Here is a 19,874-nt window from a genome sequence, read left to right on the forward strand (position 1 = left end):
TAATGAATCCACGCATGAACCCTGCGGTTGACACTGTCGTCACAGTCGCGTTACACGAGCAATATATGATTAAAATAATCAAGTTTGATTCGACAAAACGTAAGAACGGTAAGCTGGAGAACCATGACGTATCGCTTTCTTTCGCCTCGCGATCTAACCCCCACCGAAGAGACCGATCCAAATCGCATTGATGCCGTCCAGGCGCAGATTCTGAACGCGGGACGCTGGACGGTTCCCATCCTGGTGGAGAAGAGTGCACTTTTTGTCATGGACGGCCATCACCGGCTTGCTGTGGCTCTTCGTCTGGGTCTTGAGGCAATTCCCAGCCTGCTGCTCGATTATCGTGATGTCCGAGTGGAGGCTTGGCGCGCCGACGAGACGATCACACCAGAGCAAATTTTCGCGATGGCGAAGAGCGGCAGGAAGTTCCCGATCAAGACCACGCGCCATTTCTACTCAGGAGACTTTCCAAAATGTGAGGTATCGCTCGACGAGCTGCGCCATCGAACGGTGCGGCAGCCTGTAGAGATTTCGAAGCGGAGGGCCGGATGACGTTTCAGCCGGCAACCAAAATCGACAGGGAGCTGTTCCCGGTCCTTTCGCCACCGGTCGCAACCTTTCTCGCGGGGAGCTCAAGCAAGATGACTGCGTGGGTCGAGCAATATGGCTCGCCCCTCCACCTGATTTGGCCGTCAGAACTGATCAGGAATGTTCGAACCTTGAAGAACATTCTCGAAAAACACCAAATCGTTCACACGATCTTTTACGGCGCAAAAGTCAATAAATCCTCCGCGTTGATGGCGGCAGCACTCCGCAGTGGCGCCGGCGTAGATGTGTCGAGCGTCTATGAACTGCGCGATGCAGTACGGGTCGGTGCTGGCGGCCGAGACATTGTGGCAACGGGACCGGCGAAAAGCAGAGAGTTCCATGAAGAGCTTGTTCGCTCGGGTGCATTTGTCTCTGTCGACAGCCAGGAAGAGTTGGACGATTTCCTCGGGCTAATTCCTTCGGATGCCAACGAACAATCTGTCCTCTTGCGAGTGCGGCCAGAAGGGCACGAGAGAAGTCGTTTTGGAATGCCAGCGCAGGCCATCAGATCATGCCTTCGCCGGATTGCAGGCGATACACGGCTGCGTCTCGATGGCTTCCATTTCCATCTTAGCGGATATCGATGGGAAGACAGGGCAGCGGCAATACGAGAAACTTTCGGCTTGATCGGTGAGGCGCGGGCTTTCGGCCTGTCACCGCGGATGATCGATATCGGCGGTGGACTGCCGGTCCAGTATGTGTCGGAAGTGGCCTGGGCAGCACATCTGGCCGATCAGAAGGCGGAGGACTATCGCACGGGAAAAGCGCCGGATTCGTTCTATCCCTACGGGGGTGCGATATCGGCCGGCGAGTGGCTTCGAGATTTTCTTTCCGCGCAGGCCAACTCAAGCCAGAGCATCGCTGATTACTTGCGAGAGCAAAAGCTGACGCTCGCCATGGAGCCGGGTCGATCCTTGGCTGACCAGGCTGCCTTGTCCGTCTTCCGCATCACCAGAGTCAAGGATATGGGCCGCGGTAACAGCGTGATCTTCGTAGAGGGAAGCAGCTTCAGCGCTTGCGAGACTTGGTTTGCGTCTGAGTTCCTCGTCGATCCCATGCTGGTGCCGATAGCCGAACGGGTCGAACCGCCGAAATCGGTGCGCGCTTACATTGCCGGGCACAGCTGCCTGGACGAGGATGTGCTGAGCAATCGCTGGCTGAATTTCTCCACAGCACCTCAAGCCGGCGATCTTCTGGTCTGGGCCAATACGGCCGGTTACCAGATGGACCTTCTCGAGAACGAGTTTCACCGGCATCCCATGCCCAAACGGTTGTGCGTTACGGAAAGCCCAACCGGAGAACTATCCGTCAATCCTGACAACTAGGAGAGGAAAGCATGCTTCCCACGAATGTGACGCAGTTGATTGGTCGCACCCCGGTTATGTCCATCGAAGTTCCAAGCCGGAATTCCGTTTTGGTGTTGAAGATAGAGAAGAACAATCCGGGCGGCTCGATGAAGGATCGAATGGCTCGCAGCATGGTCGTGGCCGCGCTGAAGGATGGCCGTCTCGTGGCAGGCGGCACTATTGTCGAATCTTCCTCTGGAAACACCGGGATCGGGCTGGCGCTGGCGGCCGTGGAGTTCGGGCTCAACTTCATTGCGGTCGTGGATCATCATGCTGCGCCCGACAAAATCCGCATGATGCGGGCGCTCGGCGCCGAAATCCGGTATGTCGAGGGTGATTTCAAGGAAGCCGAAGTCGCCGTCGTTGCAAGGCAGAGGCTAGCCGCCCAGCTGGGAGCGCAGTTGCCGGGCGCCATGTTCATGAACCAGTCCGACAATCCAGCCAATCCCGAAGGCTACGCGGATTATGTCGATGAACTGATGGCGCAACTTCCGAACGGTATTGACGCCTTTGTGGGATGCGTCGGGACCGGTGGCTCGATGACCGGCATCTCCCAGCGTCTGAAACAAAAGATTCCCACGGTCCGCACCGTCGCTGTAGAGCCGGCCGGCTCTATCGTCTTCGGGCAGCCAGGACATCCCTATTTCCAGTCCGGAACGGGCACGCCGGCGGGCGACGAGGTCGGTAAGGTGCTGGATTACGGTTGCATCGACGAGGGCGTACAGGTGACCGACGTCCAGGCGTTCGAAACCGCGCGCTATATTGCTCGGCGCAAGGCTCTTCTTGTCGGCGGCTCGACGGGCGGAGCTATTTTCAAGGCACTGGAGTTCATCGCCTCCGGCAAGCTTGGCGGTACGGTTGTCACGACCGTGGCCGACGGCGGCGAAAAATATCTCGGCTCCGTCTTTGACGACGAGTGGATGGCAAAGCGCGGGCTCCTCGATCCGTCCATTGCAGATCAATTGGACACGTGGCTGCTCGGACGGGTCCGCGCGGCATGAAAGTGACAATTTGTGGGGCCGGACGCACCGGCCATCTGAATGCCGTCCTGTTCAAGCAACAGGACGGCATAGAGGTGTCCGTTCTGACATCGTCTGCTGATGTCGCGAGACGGTGGAGGGAAGGGGAGCAGGTCTGGCAGGCGCATGTCTCCGACGATGAGGTTCTTAAGGGAAAAATCGATCTTGTCGGAACAAATCCCCGGATAGTGCTTGCTGATACGGACCTCGTGGTCGTGACACAGCCTGCGCAAGCCCGTCCGGTATTGCTGCAACAGATTGCCTCTCATCTGCCGAGACACAAGCCGGTCTATGTCGGTGCGATACCCGGCTTTTGCGGCTTCGACTGGCTCGCGGAAAGCGCCTTCAGCGGACACGACAATATCGTGATCTGGGGAATGAAGGATGTTCCGCACACTGCCTACAATCTCGCTCCCTGCAGCGAGGTAAGAATGGGTGGCGCCAAGGCGGAGCTTTACGTCGCTCTTCATCGCCGCGAGACGGCGGAGGCAAGGGCTGGACTTCTCGACATGGTAGGCCGGCTATACGAAGCGCCAGTGACCATGCTTGAAGACTACCTCGAAATCACGCTGACACCCGGGAATGCCCTGATGCATCCGGCTGTGCTCTACGGTCTGCTTGGACCGGGAGCTCCGTGGCAGCATCGGCCTTTCGATGAGCCGATTTACTGGTGGAGCGATTGCCCGCAGGCCGGTGCGGAAATGCTGGAAGCGTGCGACGCTGAAAACCAGGCCATCAAGCGTGCCGCCGAAAGGCGCTTAAATATCGACCTCGCGAGCGTCAAACCCCTCCGGCACGAACTTATTGAAGCTTATGGCGACCAGATCGGTGATGACAGCACCATGTATTCGCTGCTTAGAACCAACAAGGCCTATGCCGGCATTCAGGCGCCGCTTGTTCCGAATTCTCCAGGACCGGGCTTTGTAATCGACCGCGCAAGCCGGGCGTTCCATGAGGATATCGCCTTCGGTCAGGCGCTTCTATTAGAAATCGCCAAGCGGCTGGACGTCGCGGTTCCTGCCATTGAAACCACCTATCATTGGGCAAGAGCCTATCACGGCAATCTGTCCCAGCCACCTCTGAACTATGTTCCCGCGAAATGGGCGGAGGCAATCGCATGAACAAAAACATTCTCTCGTTATCGGAAAAGCCTGCAGGAACGCCGGAATCGCAGGCCTTGGAGCCGGCGAAGCGGAATGCGCTCACGCGGCTCGTACGGTGCCTTTTCGCGGAGCGAATTCTCAACCCAGACGCCTTGCTGTGGCCTGTTAAACAAAGTCAAGCATGGCTTCCTCTGTGGTCTTCCCGGAAAATTCTTCATTTCACCGACCTGCGCCGATTGCCTGCAAATACGATGCTGAATCATGGGGACATCGAGGTTCTGGACGAGAAGGGGCAGCGCCGCCGCTTGGAAGACCCTGCTGAGCTGATTGCCGAAATCAGTACTGAGTGGTCAGTCGAACCGGCACCGGATGGCGTCGCGCGTTTGCTGTCTGACATCGAAAGCAGCATGGAGAACGATGCTCTGGTCCGTTGCCATCGGAGAGACTGGACCGCTTCCCTCAAGCAGGATATTGCGACTGCTGGAAAGAGCGGCTTTATTTCCTATCTCAATGCAACACTGCCCAGCCATCAGGCTGCCATGGTATTGGACCAGTGGGGTTCGCTTGAGGGGCATCCTTTCTATCCAACCTGGAAGGCCAAGCCGGGTCTGTCCGCAGCCGAAGTCAAGGCGTTGTCGCCAGAGTGCGGTGCTCGGGTCAATCTTCGGATCGCTGCATTGCGCAAGGACTGGGCCTATGCCGAGACGATGCCCCATGTCGACAGCTACAATGGCTGGTTCTCCACGAGCTACCCGGAACTCTGGGATACCTGGAGCGAAGCCTTGGCTGAGGAGGGGCGGGTTCCGCAAGATTGGTTGCCACTGCCGATCCACTCATGGCACTTGGAGCACTTCGTCCGCCGCGAGTTTGCCAATGAGATCGCATCCGGTGTCCTTGTCGTCGACGGGCCGGACATCGTAACGATCCCATCCATGTCGTTCCGGACCATGTTGCCGGATCGCGATGAACCACAGCCGTTCATCAAGCTTCCAGTTGCGATCTGGATGACGAGTGAGCAGCGGACGCTGCAGGCGAAATCCATTCATATGGGACCACGCCTAAGCACACTGATCTCGGATATTCTTGCCGCGGACGACGACATTCGCGGCAAACTGGAGTTCTTCCGCGAGGAACTGGGTGCGATTCTGCACAACCCCCACACCGGCGACGAACATCCGGGCCGTTTCCTGTCGGTCGTTTATCGGGAGATCGGCGCACTCGCCCGCAACGATGGGTGGATGCCTGTTACGGTTGCTGCGCTGCTGGCTGCGAGCCCCGTCAACGGCCGTCCGCTAATCTGCGAACTGATTGGCCGAAACGGAGGCGACAAAGCGGCGGCGGCTGAGTTTTTCCGATCCTATGTTGATGTCGTTTTGCAGCCGACCATGGCTATGTATCTTCTCTACGGAATCGCATTCGAGGCGCACCAGCAAAACAGCACGATCCTGTTTGACCCCTCGGGGCGTCCCAAGAGGTTGGTGATCCGGGACTTCGGCGATGGCCGAAGCTTTGCGCCCTTATTCGAGGCCCGCGGGTACAGATTGAAGCCCTTCACCCGCGCCGGCATCTTGCCCACCACGTTCAACGATGACATCCGGCTGGTGCGATCATTTGTGATTGACGCCTGCCTGGTGTGCCATCTCCATGAGGTTGCGCTTTGCCTCAACGAGCAATATGGGCTGACCGAGGCCTGGTCCATCCTCCGTCAAGGTATCGAAGAGACCTTCGACCGCCTGCGTCCAAGGATGTTGTCGGACGAATTCTGGCTGGAAGAACGTGACGCGTTTCTAAAGCTGCCCTGGCCGACGCGTTCCGTCCTGCGTATGCATCTAGAGCGATATCGCGACTACCGCGTGGAACATGAATTGCCGAATCCATTGTCCGAAACTCCATGACCGGCACAATTACCATCATAAAAAGCTTCGGGCCGGTTTTTGGCATTCTTTTCGCCCTGCAATTCATCTCCATGGGAGCGATGGAGATGAGCGGCCCGTTCTGGCCGTTGCGTATCGAGGAACTATCGTCCTCCACCGGTGTATTCGCGCTGGCGGGTATTGGGGTCTATGTCTGCCCGATGCTCGGCGTCTCGCTGACCAGCACGCTTTGGGGGAGAGTGGGAGACCGCTTCGGCAACCGTCTGATGATGGTACGGGCGCTCACGGGGCTTGCGGTCACGCAGCTTCTCGTTGCCTTCGCCCAGGATGTCTGGTCGATCCTGTTCCTTCGATTTCTGCAAGGGGCTTGCGCTGGGTACATCGCGCCTGCTCAAGCCTATGGTATCCAGATTACCGGCGGCCGCCATCGTGGGGTGCTGCTCACCTGGCTTCAGGTGGCGACCAATGTTGGCTCTCTCGGTGGTGCCTTCCTGGGGGGGCTCATCCTCGACGCGTCGTCGTTCATGGCGATCAACCTTGCAGCCGGCCTCATCTGCGCCGCCTGCACGTGTGTCGCCTGGATCGCATTGCCGCAACCTTCAGGAGGAGAAGGCGCTTCGGCCAAATCGAGCCAGGTATCGGTTCACTCCACCCCGCAAGAGGCGCCGGTTTGGGGTCTCCTGATATTGATGGGAATGATGCTTGCCAGCCGAATGGTTTTGCAAGTGCCGTTCGCGCTTTACATGCAGGACGTTTTTCACGCGCCACATTGGATGACGGGCTTCAGCTATGGCCTGTTGGCGTTTGGCTTCATCGTAGCGGCACCTGCCTGGGCTCGCTTTTTCAATAACCGTTCTGCCACGTTCATTCTGGGCTGGATCATCATCATTGCCGGAGGCTGCGCCGTTCTCGCCCTCGTCGCAGGGATGACGCGATCCGTGACGTTTTTTGCCGCTCTCTATTTCCTCTGGGGCGGATTGCTGGGGGGAACGACACCGATCCTCGTCTCACTCGTGTCTTCCGCAACCGTGAGCAATCGCCAAGGCTCAGCGCTGGGGCTTTCCCAGTCATGTCAGCAGATCGCGTCCATCGTGGGCATCTCCATCGGTGCCGGCATGACCCAACTGTTCGGCCTGCAGACCATTTATCCCCTTGTCTCGCTGCTTTATGCAGCGTCCCTTGTCGCTGCGCTCGGGCTGTGGTTGTCCGTGCGCTCGCATATACCGATTGGAGATGCATTGTGAATCGACGACGCTTTGGTTTCATGTCCCTGCTGCTTCTGGCTTTGTCTATTCCGGTGGCAACCCGCGCCGAAGATAAACCTGTTCAGCAAACGTCAATCACGGTTACGGACATTGCCGGACGAGAGGTGAAGGTGAATGTGCCTGTCCGCCGTATGCTTCTGGGAGAGGGCCGCCAGCTCTATCTGGTCGCCTCACTGGACAGAGAAAATCCGCTGGAGCGTATCGTCGCCTGGCGCAACGACCTGATCGAGGCCGACCCCGCAACTTATAAGCAATATCTCGAGACGTTTCCCGAGCTCGCCAAACTACCGACCTTCAAGGGACATGAAGGCAGCCTGATCGACATCGAATCCGCCATTGTTAAAAAGCCCGATGTCGTTCTCCTCAACCTCGAAGCCAAGCAGGCCAATGAGGATGCTCAGTACATCGAGAAGCTCGCGATGCTCGATATTCCGGTGCTCTATATCGACTTTCGGCATTATCCGCTGAAGAACACCGACCCGACGATCAGACTGCTCGGCAAGATCATGGGACGGGACGAGCGGGCGCAAGAGGTCATCTCATTCCGCAAGGAAGCAATGGATCGCGTGGAAAATGTTCTCGCCAAAGCCAAGCCGACGCGGCCCAGCGTATTCATCGAACGCATTGGCGGATATTCGGAGGATTGCTGCCTCACGTTTGGCGCCGAGAATTTCGGAAAGTATGTGGAGTTGGCGGGCGGATACAATATCGGCAGTGGCATCCTTCCATCGACCTTCGGCCAGCTCAATCCGGAACAGGTGGTTGTTTCCAATCCGGACCATGTCATCGTCACGAGCGCCGATTGGCAGGCTTACGTGCCCGGCGGACGATGGATTCCCGTCGGCCCGGGCGCCGACCTGAACGCTGCCCGCAAGAAGCTGGAATGGTACACCACACGCGATGCCTATATCGGAACGACTGCGCAGGAGAAGCGCAATTTCCACGGCATATGGCACCAATTCTACAATAGCCCATATGAGTTCATTGCGGTTCAATGGATTGCGAAATGGCTCCACCCGGACATCTTTGCGGATCTCGATCCCGATCAGACATTCGCCGAATATCATCGGCGCTTTCTGCCGATCGGTTACAAGCCGGGTTACGCCGTTAGTCTCGACGCTGCGCTCCGATAACGCAGACACGGACAAATGGATGGGGAGGTTCGTGGCAACCGGTTCCACCTGCTACGGGCGGGATGGATTGTCTTGCGCACTGCGCCTGCGCCTGGGATGGGCAAACACAGATGCGCATCATCGTCTGGTCCATTCGTATGCGTCTGTCCTGACGGCGATCGTCGTTGGATTGCCGCCATGCACGACCTCAATCTGGCGCTGAAATTCGCCGACAAGATCGCTACCTCGCTGACGGCACCCTTCATGCATTCGGGCCGGGTCGGCGATGTGCTCACCCGGCATAATCTCGGCGTGGCATTCCGTTGTAAAGTGGTCTGAATCGTGCTCCCAAGGCCGGCTTCATTTGATCGTCGACGATGCGATTGAATCCGGCCTTGGGCTTCGTAAAGGCTCTCTGGTTAGAAGTCGGTGGCCATTGAGAGCTTGACCGTCAGCGGGGCGCCTTGGGCGATCGTGCTGAAGCTGGCGACGCCGGACCAATAATCCTTGTTGAAGACATTCTCGACCGACGCCCGGAACGTGACTGGCCTGTTCTCGATTTCCGTCTTGTAGCGAGCACCGAGATCGACGCGTGTCCACGACGGGATTTTCAGCGAGTTAGTGGTGTTGATATACTGCTCGCTTGTATGGATCACGTTGCCGGTCAGGGTCAGGCCCTCTAGGAACGGGGTGTCCCATTCCGCACCAATATTGGCCTGGACCGTCGGAACGCCGACCGGCCTGTTTCCGCGGGTTGCCGCAGATGAGGTCTTCGTGAGCTCGCCGTCGATAAGCGTCAGTCCGCCAAGCAGCCTCACATCGTCGGTCACTTCGCCAAAGACGTTGAACTCGAGGCCACGATTGCGCTGCTCGCCGCCGGCTGTGAAGAGCAAGCCGCCGCTGGCAGATTCCAGCTGCCCGAATGGCTTCTCGATCTGGAAGGCGCTGACCGTCATCGCGATCTGTCCCAGATCAATCTTCGTTCCGATTTCATATTGGGTGGCCTTGTAGGGCGCCAGCGTTTCTCCAGCATTGATCGCAGTTGTGGGGGCCGTCTCCCCGATGCTGAGACCCTCGGCATAGTTCGCGTAGAAGGAAACCGCATCCCATGGCCGGACGACGACTCCCACCAGAGGCGTAACAGCGTTCTCGTCGGATGAGGTCGTAACCATTCCGGTGGCATTGAAGTTCTTCGAGTCGATCTGCTGGAAACGCCCTCCAACTGTGAACTGCAGGCGATCATCCAGCATGGACAATGTATCGGACAGAGCCACACCTGACAGAATGCTCTCTGAAACCTTCGGTACTGAGCTGGGATCGGCAACGAACTGCCGGGGACGAGAAACAGGGTCATACATGTTGCTGAGCTGCGCCCGTCCGGAGATGATCGCTCGGTCAAGGTCTTGCTTCAGGTAGCTCGCCTGCAAGGTCACTGTATGAGAGATAGGATCAGTGTCGAACTTGGCTCGGACGCCAGTCTCCGCTGTGAGCCTGTCGACGTCGAAAATCGCGTTCTGCGGCGTAATGCTGACGTCGCCGGCGGAGTTGAGGATCGTCGGGAGGCCGAATAGGCGACGAACATGCGAGTTGCCGCCGCCCAGGGCACCAAACCAGGTCACGTCGTCAGTGAGATCGTATTCGACACGGCCCAGGACCGAACGATCCGTAACTTTCGACCATTCCCATGGCTCTTGCACGTTCAAGGACCCGTCCGGCGCATCCGGTACGACGAGACCAGTCGTCTGAAGGAAGGGGCGCTGCGGCGCGTCAAAGGTCTCACGCTGGCCCAGGACGTCCAGTGTCGCTCGGAGATTCTCGCCCTGATAATCAAGTGCCAGCGAGCCGACAAAGAAATCGCGCGTCTGGTCGTCGATCGGTGTGTCGCCGCCGTGAAGGCTGCCGTTGAACCGGATGCCGAATTGTCGCTCGTCGCCGAACCGGCGAGACACGTCGAGGTGCGCACCTCCCTGCATGTCGGAAGCGTAGTCCGTCGTCAGTCGGGTCAGATCAGTGCCGAGAGCGCGTTTGGGAACGATATTGATGGTGCCGCCAACTCCACTGTTGGGAGCGATACCATAGAGGAAAGCCGTCGGCCCCTTGAGCACCTCGATCCGCTCAGCATATTCGGTGAAGACGCGATATGTCGGCGCGATCCCGTATATCCCGTCAAAGGCGATTTCACCGAAATTGCCTTCGGCGATCGGGAAACCCCTGATGTAGAAGGAATCCAAGATCCCACCGGCCGAGTGCGTATTCCGCACTGAGGGATCGCTCTCAACGACCTCGCCTACGGTTTGTGCTCCCTGATCCTCTATTTTCTGCGACGTAAATGCTGTGACGTTGAAGGGAATATCCATGAAGTCTCGATCGCCCAATGCGCCGATACGGGCACCTTTCGCAACCTGCCCGCCGGGATACTCTTCCGGAAGCGCTCCAATCGTCGAGGTCGCGTCCCCCTTGATAGTGATGGGTTTTAGTTCAGTAACGCTTTGCGCGCGTACGGTCCCGTTCCCTGCAAGAGCCAGAGCGGCTGCCACGCCTATTCGAAATTTCATTACAAATAACCCCTATTGATCGCTTGCGCGCACCGCGGGTTTTTGCAACCCGCGCTGGCTGTCCCGAAAGCACCTAATTAACTTGATGATTACAGTCAAGAATATGCGCAACTAAATCGCGCGCCGTGACTAAGTCCACTTTGGGATGGGACGCCGCAGGAAAAAAGCCAGGGAAGGGAGATCTGGTAAAACGCTCGAGTTGCGAACGCACCCTGCCAGTCAGTGAATTCCGTGCCACGGTGGTAATCGAGCAGCGGTTTGCGGTTTGCCATGTTCGGTCGCGTTCGTTTGGTTGCGATGAAAATGGAAAAGATCAGCCCCCGGTCAGGCGTGCTGGTCGGGGTTGCAAGGGAAGGGAGGGGGCGGTGAGAGGCACCCCTTCGCCTTTAGCTTTGAGACTATTCAATCGACGCCCCACTCCGCAGCGTCACGCCTTGCGAGTGTTGTCGTTGGATATGAATGCCGAAGGCTGACGGAACGTTTCCACGGTCACTGCAACCGCCGGACCTCAGCTTTAGATCTTGTTGGCCGCGCTTTCGCTCGAGTGAGCTGAAGATGCGCATTGTCATAGTCAATCGAGTTGGATCTCCAAGTCACCGGTCTCCAACTTTCCCGTTTTTTGCCGGTCCCACCACTTATCGCATTCCATAACCAGGAGGAGCGTTAACGCTAGAGCGAGTGCGACAGCCCACTCACCGGGCGAAACTGGGGAGATCCATAGCGTGTCGCTCAAACCGGGGATATGCATCGCACCAATATGCAGCGCTTGTGAAGCTAGAACGCCGATCACCAGAAGAGGATTGGCCCGAAGCTTCTGCCTGAAAACGGAATGGCGTTCAGAACGGCTGTTGAACGTCTGGACGTTCTCGAACAGGACGAAGAGCAGAAGAAGCAGGTTGCGAGCGCTGTCTATGCTAGAGCCATTGGCGATCAGCCACCAGAAGAATGCGATGCCCCCAGCCCCCATGACCAAGGCCGAATGCCAGACGCGACGGATCATGTGAGGATCCAAGATGGGTTCGGACGGCGCACGCGGAGGATAGGATAGCTCGTCGCCCTCCGCTTTTTCGGCAGCGAGGGCCACGTCCTGAATTCCATTGGTGACTAGATTCAACCACAGGAGCTGCACTGGCAGAAGCGGCATTGGTAGACCAAGTAACATCGCCAGGAGGAAGAGAACGATTTCGGCGATTCCCGTGGATATCACCATGAAAATCACCTTACGAATATTGGCATATGCGACGCGCCCCTCACGGATCCCTCCGACGATCGATGCAAAGTTATCATCAGTCAGAATTATGCCGGCACTTTCGCGGGCTACGTCAGTACCTTTGCGGCCCATGGCAATGCCAACATGGGCATGCTTCAGGGCGGGCGCGTCGTTGATGCCGTCGCCGGTAACCGCGACGAAATGCCCATTTCGTGCTAACGAGCGGACGATGGCAAGTTTCTGCGCGGGTTCGACACGTGCGTAGATGCGGGCGCTGCGTGTTAACGTGTCGAGACCCTCGTCGCCTAGTTCACAGGCAGCGCGCACTGTTTGGCCTGTCACAACCTCATCCGGCACGAAGTCCATGCCTGCTTCGGTTGCGATTACGCTCGCCGTTGTTGGATCGTCACCCGTGATCATGACGATCTCGATCCCTGCGCTTCGGCAGGCACGTATTGCATCGGGGACCTCAGGCCTGATTGGATCTCGCATGCCGACCAATCCCAAAAAGACGAGACCGACGAGATGATGATCGCCATACGGAGGAGCATGCTCCGCCGCGATTACGCCATCGGCAAAGGCAAGCACGCGCAATCCCTTTGCTGTGAGCGCTTCCTTCTGCCGAAGAAGTGCTCCACGGTCGATCGCGATCGCTCGTCCACCCACGTCCATGCGATCTGCCATAGCGATAAGGGTCTCCGGCGCGCCTTTGGCGAATATACGGACGCCGTTGTCGCTTTGGTGGAATGAAGCAGCGTACCTCTTGTCTGGCTCATACGGAATCCGGGCCAACACCGGGTAGGACCGGAGGATCTCCCCGTGCGTTACGCCGCCTCGGTGGGCCGCGACGAGAAGGGCCACGTCGACCTGGTCTCCCTCGCCATTCAGATCATTCTCGTTGAAGGTCAATCTCCCCTCGTTCGGGAGAGCCGCCGCGCGAAGGAGTGCATACAGTGTTTCAGAATTGGCCACCTTCTCGTGCGTGCTCGCAATCGCGCTGCTGCCAATCGTCGGGACCTGTTTTCCGTCAGGCAGGACGATGTCCGTCACTGCGAGCTCGTTCTTAGTCAGCGTTCCGGTCTTGTCGGTGGCGATCATGGTACACGAGCCCAGAGATTCGATCGCCGGCATGGTGCGTACAACGACATGAGCTTTAGCCATGCGACGCATGCCGATCGCCAGAGCTATGGAGATCGCCACCGGAAGACCCTCAGGAATGGCGGCGACCGCAAGTCCGACCGACATCATGAACAGTTCGTGCAGGCTCATGCTCCGCAACAGCCCGATAACGACAAGGAGCGCCATCGTGCCGGCCACCGCCCATGCGATCGTTTTGGAGAAATGATCAAGCCGGACCATTAGTGGCGGACGGGCGCTTGATCGCTTCGCAATTTCCACGGCGATCTGCCCCATGCGGGTCGAACTTCCTGTGGCGAACACGATGCCGCGCCCCCGTCCGCGGGTAACCATCGTACCAGCGAATGCGCGAGTGGTCGGATTTGGATCCGTAAGACGTTCTCGGGGATCTGTCGCCTCCTTTGCGACGGGAAGGGATTCACCTGTGAGAAGTGACTCGTCGCACCGTAGGTCGAGCGCTTCGATAATGTCGATGTCGGCGGGGACGCGACTGCCGGCCTCCACGAGTACGAGATCGTCCAGGACAAGATCTCGCGCCGGAACTTGTCGGATTTCTCCTTCGCGGACCACGGTTGAAAATGGTTCCTGGAGGCGGTTGAGTGCTGCGGCAGCACGTCCGGCCGAATACTCCTGGATCGTGCCGATCATGCCGTTCAAGATAAGTACCACACCGATGAAGAAGGCGTCCCTGACATCTTCCAGCGCCAAAGAGACGATCGCTGCCGCAAGAAGGATATAGATTAGAGGACTGAGGAACTGGCGCATAAAGATGCGGAATATGTTGTCTGGCGGTGCCGCAGGCAGAGAATTGGGACCGAAGCGCAATAGTCGGGCTTCAGCATCCTTTTGCGAAAGACCGTCATGACGGCCGGGCGGCGGCGTTACGGTGCTCATCGATTGAAGGTAATGTCTGTGTAGCTAACATCATTGATCTGGCTCAAAGATCTGTCGAGCGATGTCGGGCCGTGAGACGCTCATCCTCAGCGCCCCTGTCGCAGGTTCACTCCACCCGGAACTGAGTCAGGCTTCAGATGTGAGCGTGCCTCGAATTCGTATCTTGCTAGTCTACGTCACCTTGGGGATTTCGGCCAACGCTCAAGACAAAGAAGTGATCTTGGAATTCTTGCGCGATCACGCCCTTGACCGCCACGCTCGCCGCCATCGTCAACGGCCACAAGCAGAGCCAGATCGATGAACTCTTTCCCTGGAATTATCCGGTCTTATGTGGCAAATGCCACCATTGACCGCTATCGCGCCCCCGACACCGGGATGTCCGCAATGCGAAGATGGACACAAGGCAAACCGAGAATCCGAAGCCACCCTTTTTTGGTGTCGAGTTTCAGACCTTTTTCACCTGTGGGATAACCCAGGAACCGTCCAGAATCGACGGCGGGCTGTCGTCCGGCCAGTAGAGCCTCATCATTAGGATGAACTTGCCTTTCGGTGCCGGAAGCCAGTTTGATTCCTTGTCGACGCCGGGGGATTTGTTCTGGATATAGATGCTGATCGATCCGTCCGCGTTTGGCTTCAGGTCCTGCCGAGCGCTGATGGAGTAGCGGTTGATCGGATTGGCGACGAAGAAGTACTTTTCATTGTACATCGTGATCGACCAGAATCCCTTCACCGGCGGCGTCTGTCCCTTAGGGAACGTGAGGACATAGTCGTCGGAACCCGCATACGCGCGCGCAAGTAGCCCGTCCTTGGATTTGGTCGATGTCGGATAGATGGCATCCTCGGGTCGGTTCGCCCCAAGCCCGATCGCGGTAACCAGTGCCCGCTGCAGATAGTTGATGCCATAGATGCCCGTTTTAGTCGTGTAGCCCCAGCCATTAATATCCTTAATATCGCCATCGCTGAACTTGAAGTGCAGCATGATGCGCGCGAAGGCGACCTCCGGAATACGCTTGACGAAATTCGCATCAAGTTTGCTCTTGTCGAAATCCTTTCCGGGGACAATGCCGATTTCCGCCATCTTTTCGACCATCTCGGCATCGGCAACCGTCGGCGGATTTGTTTTCAACAGTTCGCTCAAAAGCGTGAAGTACTCGACAGCGTCCATTCTGTTGACCTGCTCGCGGACCGCCGTCTTCATGTCGATCTTGGGATCGATCTTACCGGGCGGTGGTGTCCACTCCTTGCCGTAGCTGCTGAGGGGCACGAGCTTGCACTGGTCCTGCGCAGCGTGAACCGCCTTGTAGTCTTCCGGCGTGCCGGTGCAGTAGATGCGCCCAAGTATCCAGACGATACTCGTCGGCGACTTGTGCTCGGTAACACCCTCAGGCAGTTTGCCTTGCCATCCCGGACCGGTGATCGCGTAAGTCTGCGCTCCGCCGCCGGTGGTCCTCTTTCCGGGCACCTCGAAGACAGTCGTCCATCCGTCGAGCATCGGGAACAGGAAGTACCGGTCCTTCATGTCCGGGATCGAAAAGACCCACGGTTCCTTGCCGACGTCGATGAATGCGGTAGTGTAGAGCGTGTCGGCATTGGGTGCGGTAACGTCGGTGAAGGACGAATCGGGATATTCGCGAACCTTGATGATCTGGCCCATTGGCCCCTTGGTGCCTTTGACTTTGGCAACGTTGGTAATCACCCGCCGCGTCATCTCCATCGTTACCAGCGGATAACCGTAGACGTAGGCGTCGACCGCCAGCCAGAAGTCGGTTTTCCCCTCGAAGGGATCAAGCAGGGGATCGTCAAATGCGTGTGCTGGTGACAGCGAACTAGCGGCAAGCAAACCCAAGCTGCCGATCGACACGGTGCGACGTGTGACTTTCATATTTCCCCCCGATGTATTTGGCTTTCTTTCTTGGCGTCTGCATTGGCTCCAAGTCATGCTAATCCACCCGAAATTAGCATCATCTAAATTTCAGAGAAATACAACATCAGGTTTAAGCTGAGCGTTCATTCGATATGAGGAAACATCGAGACAGGACGGCGTCCAAGTAGCGCTCCACAGTTGGTGGCATTTGATATCGAGTGCCGGAATTATCCCGCCCAAGTGTGAGCGGCACACCGGCTACCGGCAACCGGTGGCGGTTGCTACCTCAGCGCACTAAAGCTCCGCCGTGCTCGGTTCATGATCATCCCGATGACTCTGAAGATCGACTTTGCCTCGCTGTGGAAGGTCCCCAGCTACTGGCGCGGATCGGGGTCAATCGACGACGCTGCGGTAGAGAATATAGAAGGCAACCGCGAATATCAGACCGGCGAACATCTTTGTTAGAGCGGTCTTGTATTTCGAAAGTCGGGTTGCGGCGAGCATGCCAACGACGCCCCCTAAAACACCTCCGCCGATGAAGTCGACCGCCACTCCCCAGTCGACCAAGCCGGACCACGCGTAGTTGAGGGCGGTCGCAAGCCCGAAAACGCCAACTGCAAGCAGGGACGAACCGATCGCATTGATCATCGGCATGCCTGTTGCAAAGATGAGGGCGGGCACAATCAGGAAACCGCCACCTATACCGAAGAAGCCTGACGCGCCACCAGCGACAGTGGCGACGGCTCCGGTTAGCAGGCATATTTTTGCATCAACGGGCTTCGGTCGATTTGTCGCTACCCGCTTCGGGCGAAACATCAAAGCGCCGACGGCCAGCATCAACACCCCGAAGACGATAAGCAGATGGTTTGCATCGACGGCTTTGCCGAGGCTCGATCCGGCGAACGCGCCAATTGCCCCGACAATTGCGAACACCACCGCGCAACGCCACCACACGTGTCCTTTGAGGGCATGGCTGGTTAGGTTTGCAAGGGCGTTGGCCGAAACGGCGAGAGCACCCGTGCCGATTGCGACATGAGGCTGCGCGATGCCAACCACATAAAGGAGGAGGGGAGTTGCGAGTATCGAACCCCCTCCGCCGACTAAGCCGAGCGTGAAGCCGACTAGACCGCCGGAGAGGATCGCCGACAATGTCTGGCCAGTCACGATCGTTTCCCTGCAAACAGACGATCGTGCAAAACCATTCCGATAACCATGAAGCTTACGAATACGAAGCTAGGCATCAGGCCGACTGAAAGCGAAGCGATCGCGGGGCCGGGACAGAACCCGCCGAGGCCCCAGCCGATTCCGAAGATTGTTGATCCGATGATCAAACGCTCGTCAATCTGCCTGCTTGTGGGGAGAAAGAACTCCTTTTCGTAGACCGGGCGTCTCATCCGCCGCGCGATCGACACACCCACGAACGCCACAGTGACAGCACCGCCCAGAACGAATGCCAGGCTTGGGTCCCAATGGCCGGTGATATCGAGGAAATTCTGCACCCGTTCGGGATTCAACATTCCGGACATCGACAATCCGATGCCAAATACGGTTCCACAGAGAAGGGCGACAATCGTGTGAATTGCGTTATTTTTCATACGCCGAGTCTCCGAAGGATCGTAATCGCCAGCATCCCTGCTGTGACAAAGCAGACGACTGCCGCCAATGACCGTGGCGACAGGCGGGCAAGACCTACGACACCGTGGCCGCTGGTGCATCCCGATCCCATCCGCGTCCCAAACCCCACCAGCAGCCCCGCGACAATTACCACTGGCAACGGCTCCCTGATGAAAATCTCGGGCCACTTCCCGGTGGCAGTAAGGTAAGCAACTGGGCCGAGCGCAAGGCCAACGAGGAAGGCAGCATTGCTTTGCCAGTTCACGCCTTGAGCCAGACGCCCGACGATGCCGCTTATACCTGCGATGCGACCGTTCAGGAGGAGAAGCATTGCGGACGACAGACCGATCAACGCGCCACCTACAAGTGAAAGGAGATACTCACTCATTCGGCGCCTCCTCGGCACAGAAGATCGTGTAGAGCGAGCCGACGAGCAGGGCGGCTTTTCGTGCGGTAAGGCGGTAGAAGATTTGCTTTCCCTCGCGCCGCGTCTCGACGATCTCCGCATCTCTCAAAACATTCAGTTGCTGGGAGAGGTTCGGCTGATGAATATCCAGCTTCTCCTCCAATTCGCTGACGGAGAACTCGCCTTCAACCAGGCTGCAGACGAGCATCAGACGGGCGGGATGTGCTAGTGTCTTGAGAAGAGCCGCAACTTCCGTGGCCTTGTTCTCCATTGCTTCAAGGGTCATGCCACGGGTAGGTTTCTGGTTGCTGATTGAGATCACCGCGCGGCTCCTTCCAGAAAATCGAGAGGTATCTTCAGGTAGCGAGTGCCGTTAGCTTCAGGCTCAGGCAGCCTGCCGCCGCGAATGTTGACCTGTAGTGATGGCAAGATCAGCTTCGGCATTGGGAGAGTAAGGTCTCTCTTCTGGCGGATCTCGGCGAAGCGTTCTTCCGTCATACCGGCGAGGTGTGGGTTGAGCGCCTTCTGTTCGCCTACTGTACTTTCCCACCGGGGCGCACGACCGTCCGGCTGGTAATCGTGGCCGGTGAAGACGCGTGTCTGTTCCGGCAATCCCAAGATTGTTTGCATGGAGCGCCACAGCAAATGGGCGTCGCCCCCCGGAAAATCGGCTCGTGCCGTCCCGCTATCTGGCATGAACATCGTGTCATGAACAAACGCAGCGTCGCCGATGACATAGGTCACGGACGCCAACGTGTGACCTGGCGAGAAAATTACCTTGCCGGGAATGTTTCCAACGCTGAATGTCTCGCCATCGGCAAACAGCTTGCTCCATTGTGAACCATCGGCCGGAAAGTCCGGAACGTTGTAAATGTCCTTCCATAGTCTTTGAACATCGACAACCTTCTCGCCGATTGCCGTCGGTGCGCCTGTGCGTTCTGCAAGGTAGTGAGCGGCGGAGAAATGGTCAGCATGCGGGTGGGTATCGAGAATCCACTGAACCGACAGTCCGTTGGCTTCGATATAAGAGAGAATTTCGAGGGCGTGTTCGGTTGATGTCGCTCCTGATTTCTCGTCGAAGTCGAGCACAGGATCGATGATGACACATTGGCGCGTCTGTGGGTCGGAGACGACATACTGAACGCTCCATGTTCTTGGATCGAAGAACCCCTTCACCACCGGTTTCCGGTCGCGTTGTCGAGCTAGCCATTTGCTGGCGGGACTTAGATCCATGCCGATGGACTGACCGAATGCCCTTATCTCCCTGTCGGTCATTTCTTCCTTCAGAGCCTTGGACAAGACATAGAGGATCGCTGCGCGCGTCCCGGTCTTGCAGTGCGCAAGGACACCGCCATGTGTTTGCCCCAACGCCTTGCCGAAAGCCTCAACGTCGGCTTCGGTGATAGACGCCACGGACACCGGGATGAAAGAGTAATGGAGGCCGGCAAGCTCTGCGGTGGCTCGTTCAACGCGACTGCCGGGTTGGTCTGGGTCTTCGTTGTCAGGTCGCAGATTTATGAGTGTGTCGAAATCCTGGTCGCGGAGGTTTATGATATCTGTTTCGGTCGGTTGATCCGCGATGATTAGGGTGTCGCTGATGCGGATCGTTCTCATAAACGGCTCCTTCGAGATAATCAGTATATAATATATGATAATGTATAATATTATGGTGTCAACTCCCTAGCTGCAGCTCGTACGTGAGTTCTCGGTATCTAGCTGTGGTCCCATCGATTTCAGACGTCAGCACATGACAGATCGTTCACTGTGGTCGGAGAGCCAGTCACTGAACCTTGCACTGCATCAGAGGACACGATTGAGATCTAGCCGCCATTCGGCTTCCGCGCCCATGCCCATTTGGCGTCCGAATTCACAAATGAGGAGCTCTGG

Annotated in this window: 16 protein-coding genes; 8 read left to right on the plus strand and 8 right to left on the minus strand. The window is 57.5% G+C overall.

Going from position 1 to position 19,874, the window contains the following annotated elements; translation table 11 throughout:
• Positions 1 to 123 precede the first annotated feature (123 nt).
• From K9B32_RS13070 to K9B32_RS13105, 8 genes are all read left to right on the plus strand, one after another.
• On the plus strand, positions 124 to 552 hold the full coding sequence (locus tag K9B32_RS13070) for a ParB N-terminal domain-containing protein (protein ID WP_224562681.1): 429 nt from the start codon (positions 124 to 126) through the stop codon (positions 550 to 552).
• Entirely contained in the window at positions 549 to 1,913 is a 1,365-nt protein-coding gene (locus K9B32_RS13075) for a Y4yA family PLP-dependent enzyme (protein ID WP_224562682.1), read from the plus strand. The genes K9B32_RS13070 and K9B32_RS13075 overlap by 4 nt, the downstream gene beginning before the upstream one ends.
• Before the next feature lie 11 nt (positions 1,914 to 1,924).
• Positions 1,925 to 2,935 carry a cysteine synthase family protein gene (locus tag K9B32_RS13080; protein WP_224562684.1) on the plus strand — a complete coding sequence of 337 codons (1,011 nt, stop codon included), beginning with the start codon at positions 1,925 to 1,927 and terminating at the stop codon, positions 2,933 to 2,935.
• Positions 2,932 to 4,074, plus strand: coding sequence for an NAD/NADP octopine/nopaline dehydrogenase family protein (locus tag K9B32_RS13085; RefSeq protein ID WP_224562686.1), 1,143 nt, complete (start codon positions 2,932 to 2,934; stop codon positions 4,072 to 4,074). Before K9B32_RS13080 ends, K9B32_RS13085 begins: the two co-directional genes overlap by 4 nt.
• A complete protein-coding gene (locus K9B32_RS13090) occupies positions 4,071 to 5,951 on the plus strand; it encodes an IucA/IucC family protein (protein ID WP_224562844.1) in 1,881 nt (626 codons plus the stop codon). The genes K9B32_RS13085 and K9B32_RS13090 overlap by 4 nt, the downstream gene beginning before the upstream one ends.
• A complete protein-coding gene (locus K9B32_RS13095; RefSeq protein WP_224562688.1) occupies positions 5,948 to 7,174 on the plus strand; it encodes an MFS transporter in 1,227 nt (408 codons plus the stop codon). Before K9B32_RS13090 ends, K9B32_RS13095 begins: the two co-directional genes overlap by 4 nt.
• A complete protein-coding gene (locus tag K9B32_RS13100) occupies positions 7,171 to 8,328 on the plus strand; it encodes an ABC transporter substrate-binding protein (protein WP_411969705.1) in 1,158 nt (385 codons plus the stop codon). Before K9B32_RS13095 ends, K9B32_RS13100 begins: the two co-directional genes overlap by 4 nt.
• 177 nt (positions 8,329 to 8,505) lie before the next feature.
• A complete protein-coding gene (locus K9B32_RS13105) occupies positions 8,506 to 8,646 on the plus strand; it encodes a hypothetical protein (protein WP_224562690.1) in 141 nt (46 codons plus the stop codon).
• An 80-nt stretch (positions 8,647 to 8,726) separates the two neighbouring features.
• On the opposite strand, the gene K9B32_RS13110 is transcribed toward K9B32_RS13105, so the two are convergent.
• The 8 genes from K9B32_RS13110 to blh form a co-directional block, all read right to left on the minus strand.
• Positions 8,727 to 10,862 carry a TonB-dependent receptor gene (locus K9B32_RS13110; RefSeq protein ID WP_224562692.1) on the minus strand — a complete coding sequence of 712 codons (2,136 nt, stop codon included), beginning with the start codon at positions 10,860 to 10,862 and terminating at the stop codon, positions 8,727 to 8,729.
• Positions 10,863 to 11,433: 571 nt separating this feature from the next.
• The gene (locus K9B32_RS13115) at positions 11,434 to 14,103 is read right to left on the minus strand and encodes a cation-translocating P-type ATPase (protein WP_224562693.1); all 2,670 of its coding nucleotides are present in this window, start codon (positions 14,101 to 14,103) and stop codon (positions 11,434 to 11,436) included.
• A gap of 445 nt (positions 14,104 to 14,548) precedes the next feature.
• A complete protein-coding gene (locus K9B32_RS13125) occupies positions 14,549 to 15,985 on the minus strand; it encodes a DUF1254 domain-containing protein (RefSeq protein ID WP_224562694.1) in 1,437 nt (478 codons plus the stop codon).
• A 375-nt stretch (positions 15,986 to 16,360) separates the two neighbouring features.
• Entirely contained in the window at positions 16,361 to 17,131 is a 771-nt protein-coding gene (locus K9B32_RS13130) for a sulfite exporter TauE/SafE family protein (RefSeq protein WP_224562695.1), read from the minus strand.
• A complete protein-coding gene (locus K9B32_RS13135; RefSeq protein WP_224562696.1) occupies positions 17,128 to 17,562 on the minus strand; it encodes a YeeE/YedE family protein in 435 nt (144 codons plus the stop codon). Before K9B32_RS13135 ends, K9B32_RS13130 begins: the two co-directional genes overlap by 4 nt.
• On the minus strand, positions 17,559 to 17,969 hold the full coding sequence (locus K9B32_RS13140) for a YeeE/YedE family protein (protein ID WP_224562697.1): 411 nt from the start codon (positions 17,967 to 17,969) through the stop codon (positions 17,559 to 17,561). Before K9B32_RS13140 ends, K9B32_RS13135 begins: the two co-directional genes overlap by 4 nt.
• Positions 17,962 to 18,273 (minus strand): sulfite-sensing transcriptional repressor BigR, encoded by a 312-nt coding sequence (gene bigR / locus K9B32_RS13145; RefSeq protein ID WP_224562848.1) that lies wholly within the window; start codon positions 18,271 to 18,273, stop codon positions 17,962 to 17,964. Before bigR ends, K9B32_RS13140 begins: the two co-directional genes overlap by 8 nt.
• Positions 18,274 to 18,305: 32 nt before the next feature.
• Positions 18,306 to 19,601, minus strand: coding sequence for a bifunctional sulfur transferase/dioxygenase Blh (blh, locus tag K9B32_RS13150; RefSeq protein ID WP_224562698.1), 1,296 nt, complete (start codon positions 19,599 to 19,601; stop codon positions 18,306 to 18,308).
• Positions 19,602 to 19,874 lie beyond the last annotated feature (273 nt).

The sequence above is a fragment of the Rhizobium sp. 3T7 genome (genome assembly GCF_020166565.1).
Classification (GTDB): domain Bacteria; phylum Pseudomonadota; class Alphaproteobacteria; order Rhizobiales; family Rhizobiaceae; genus Rhizobium.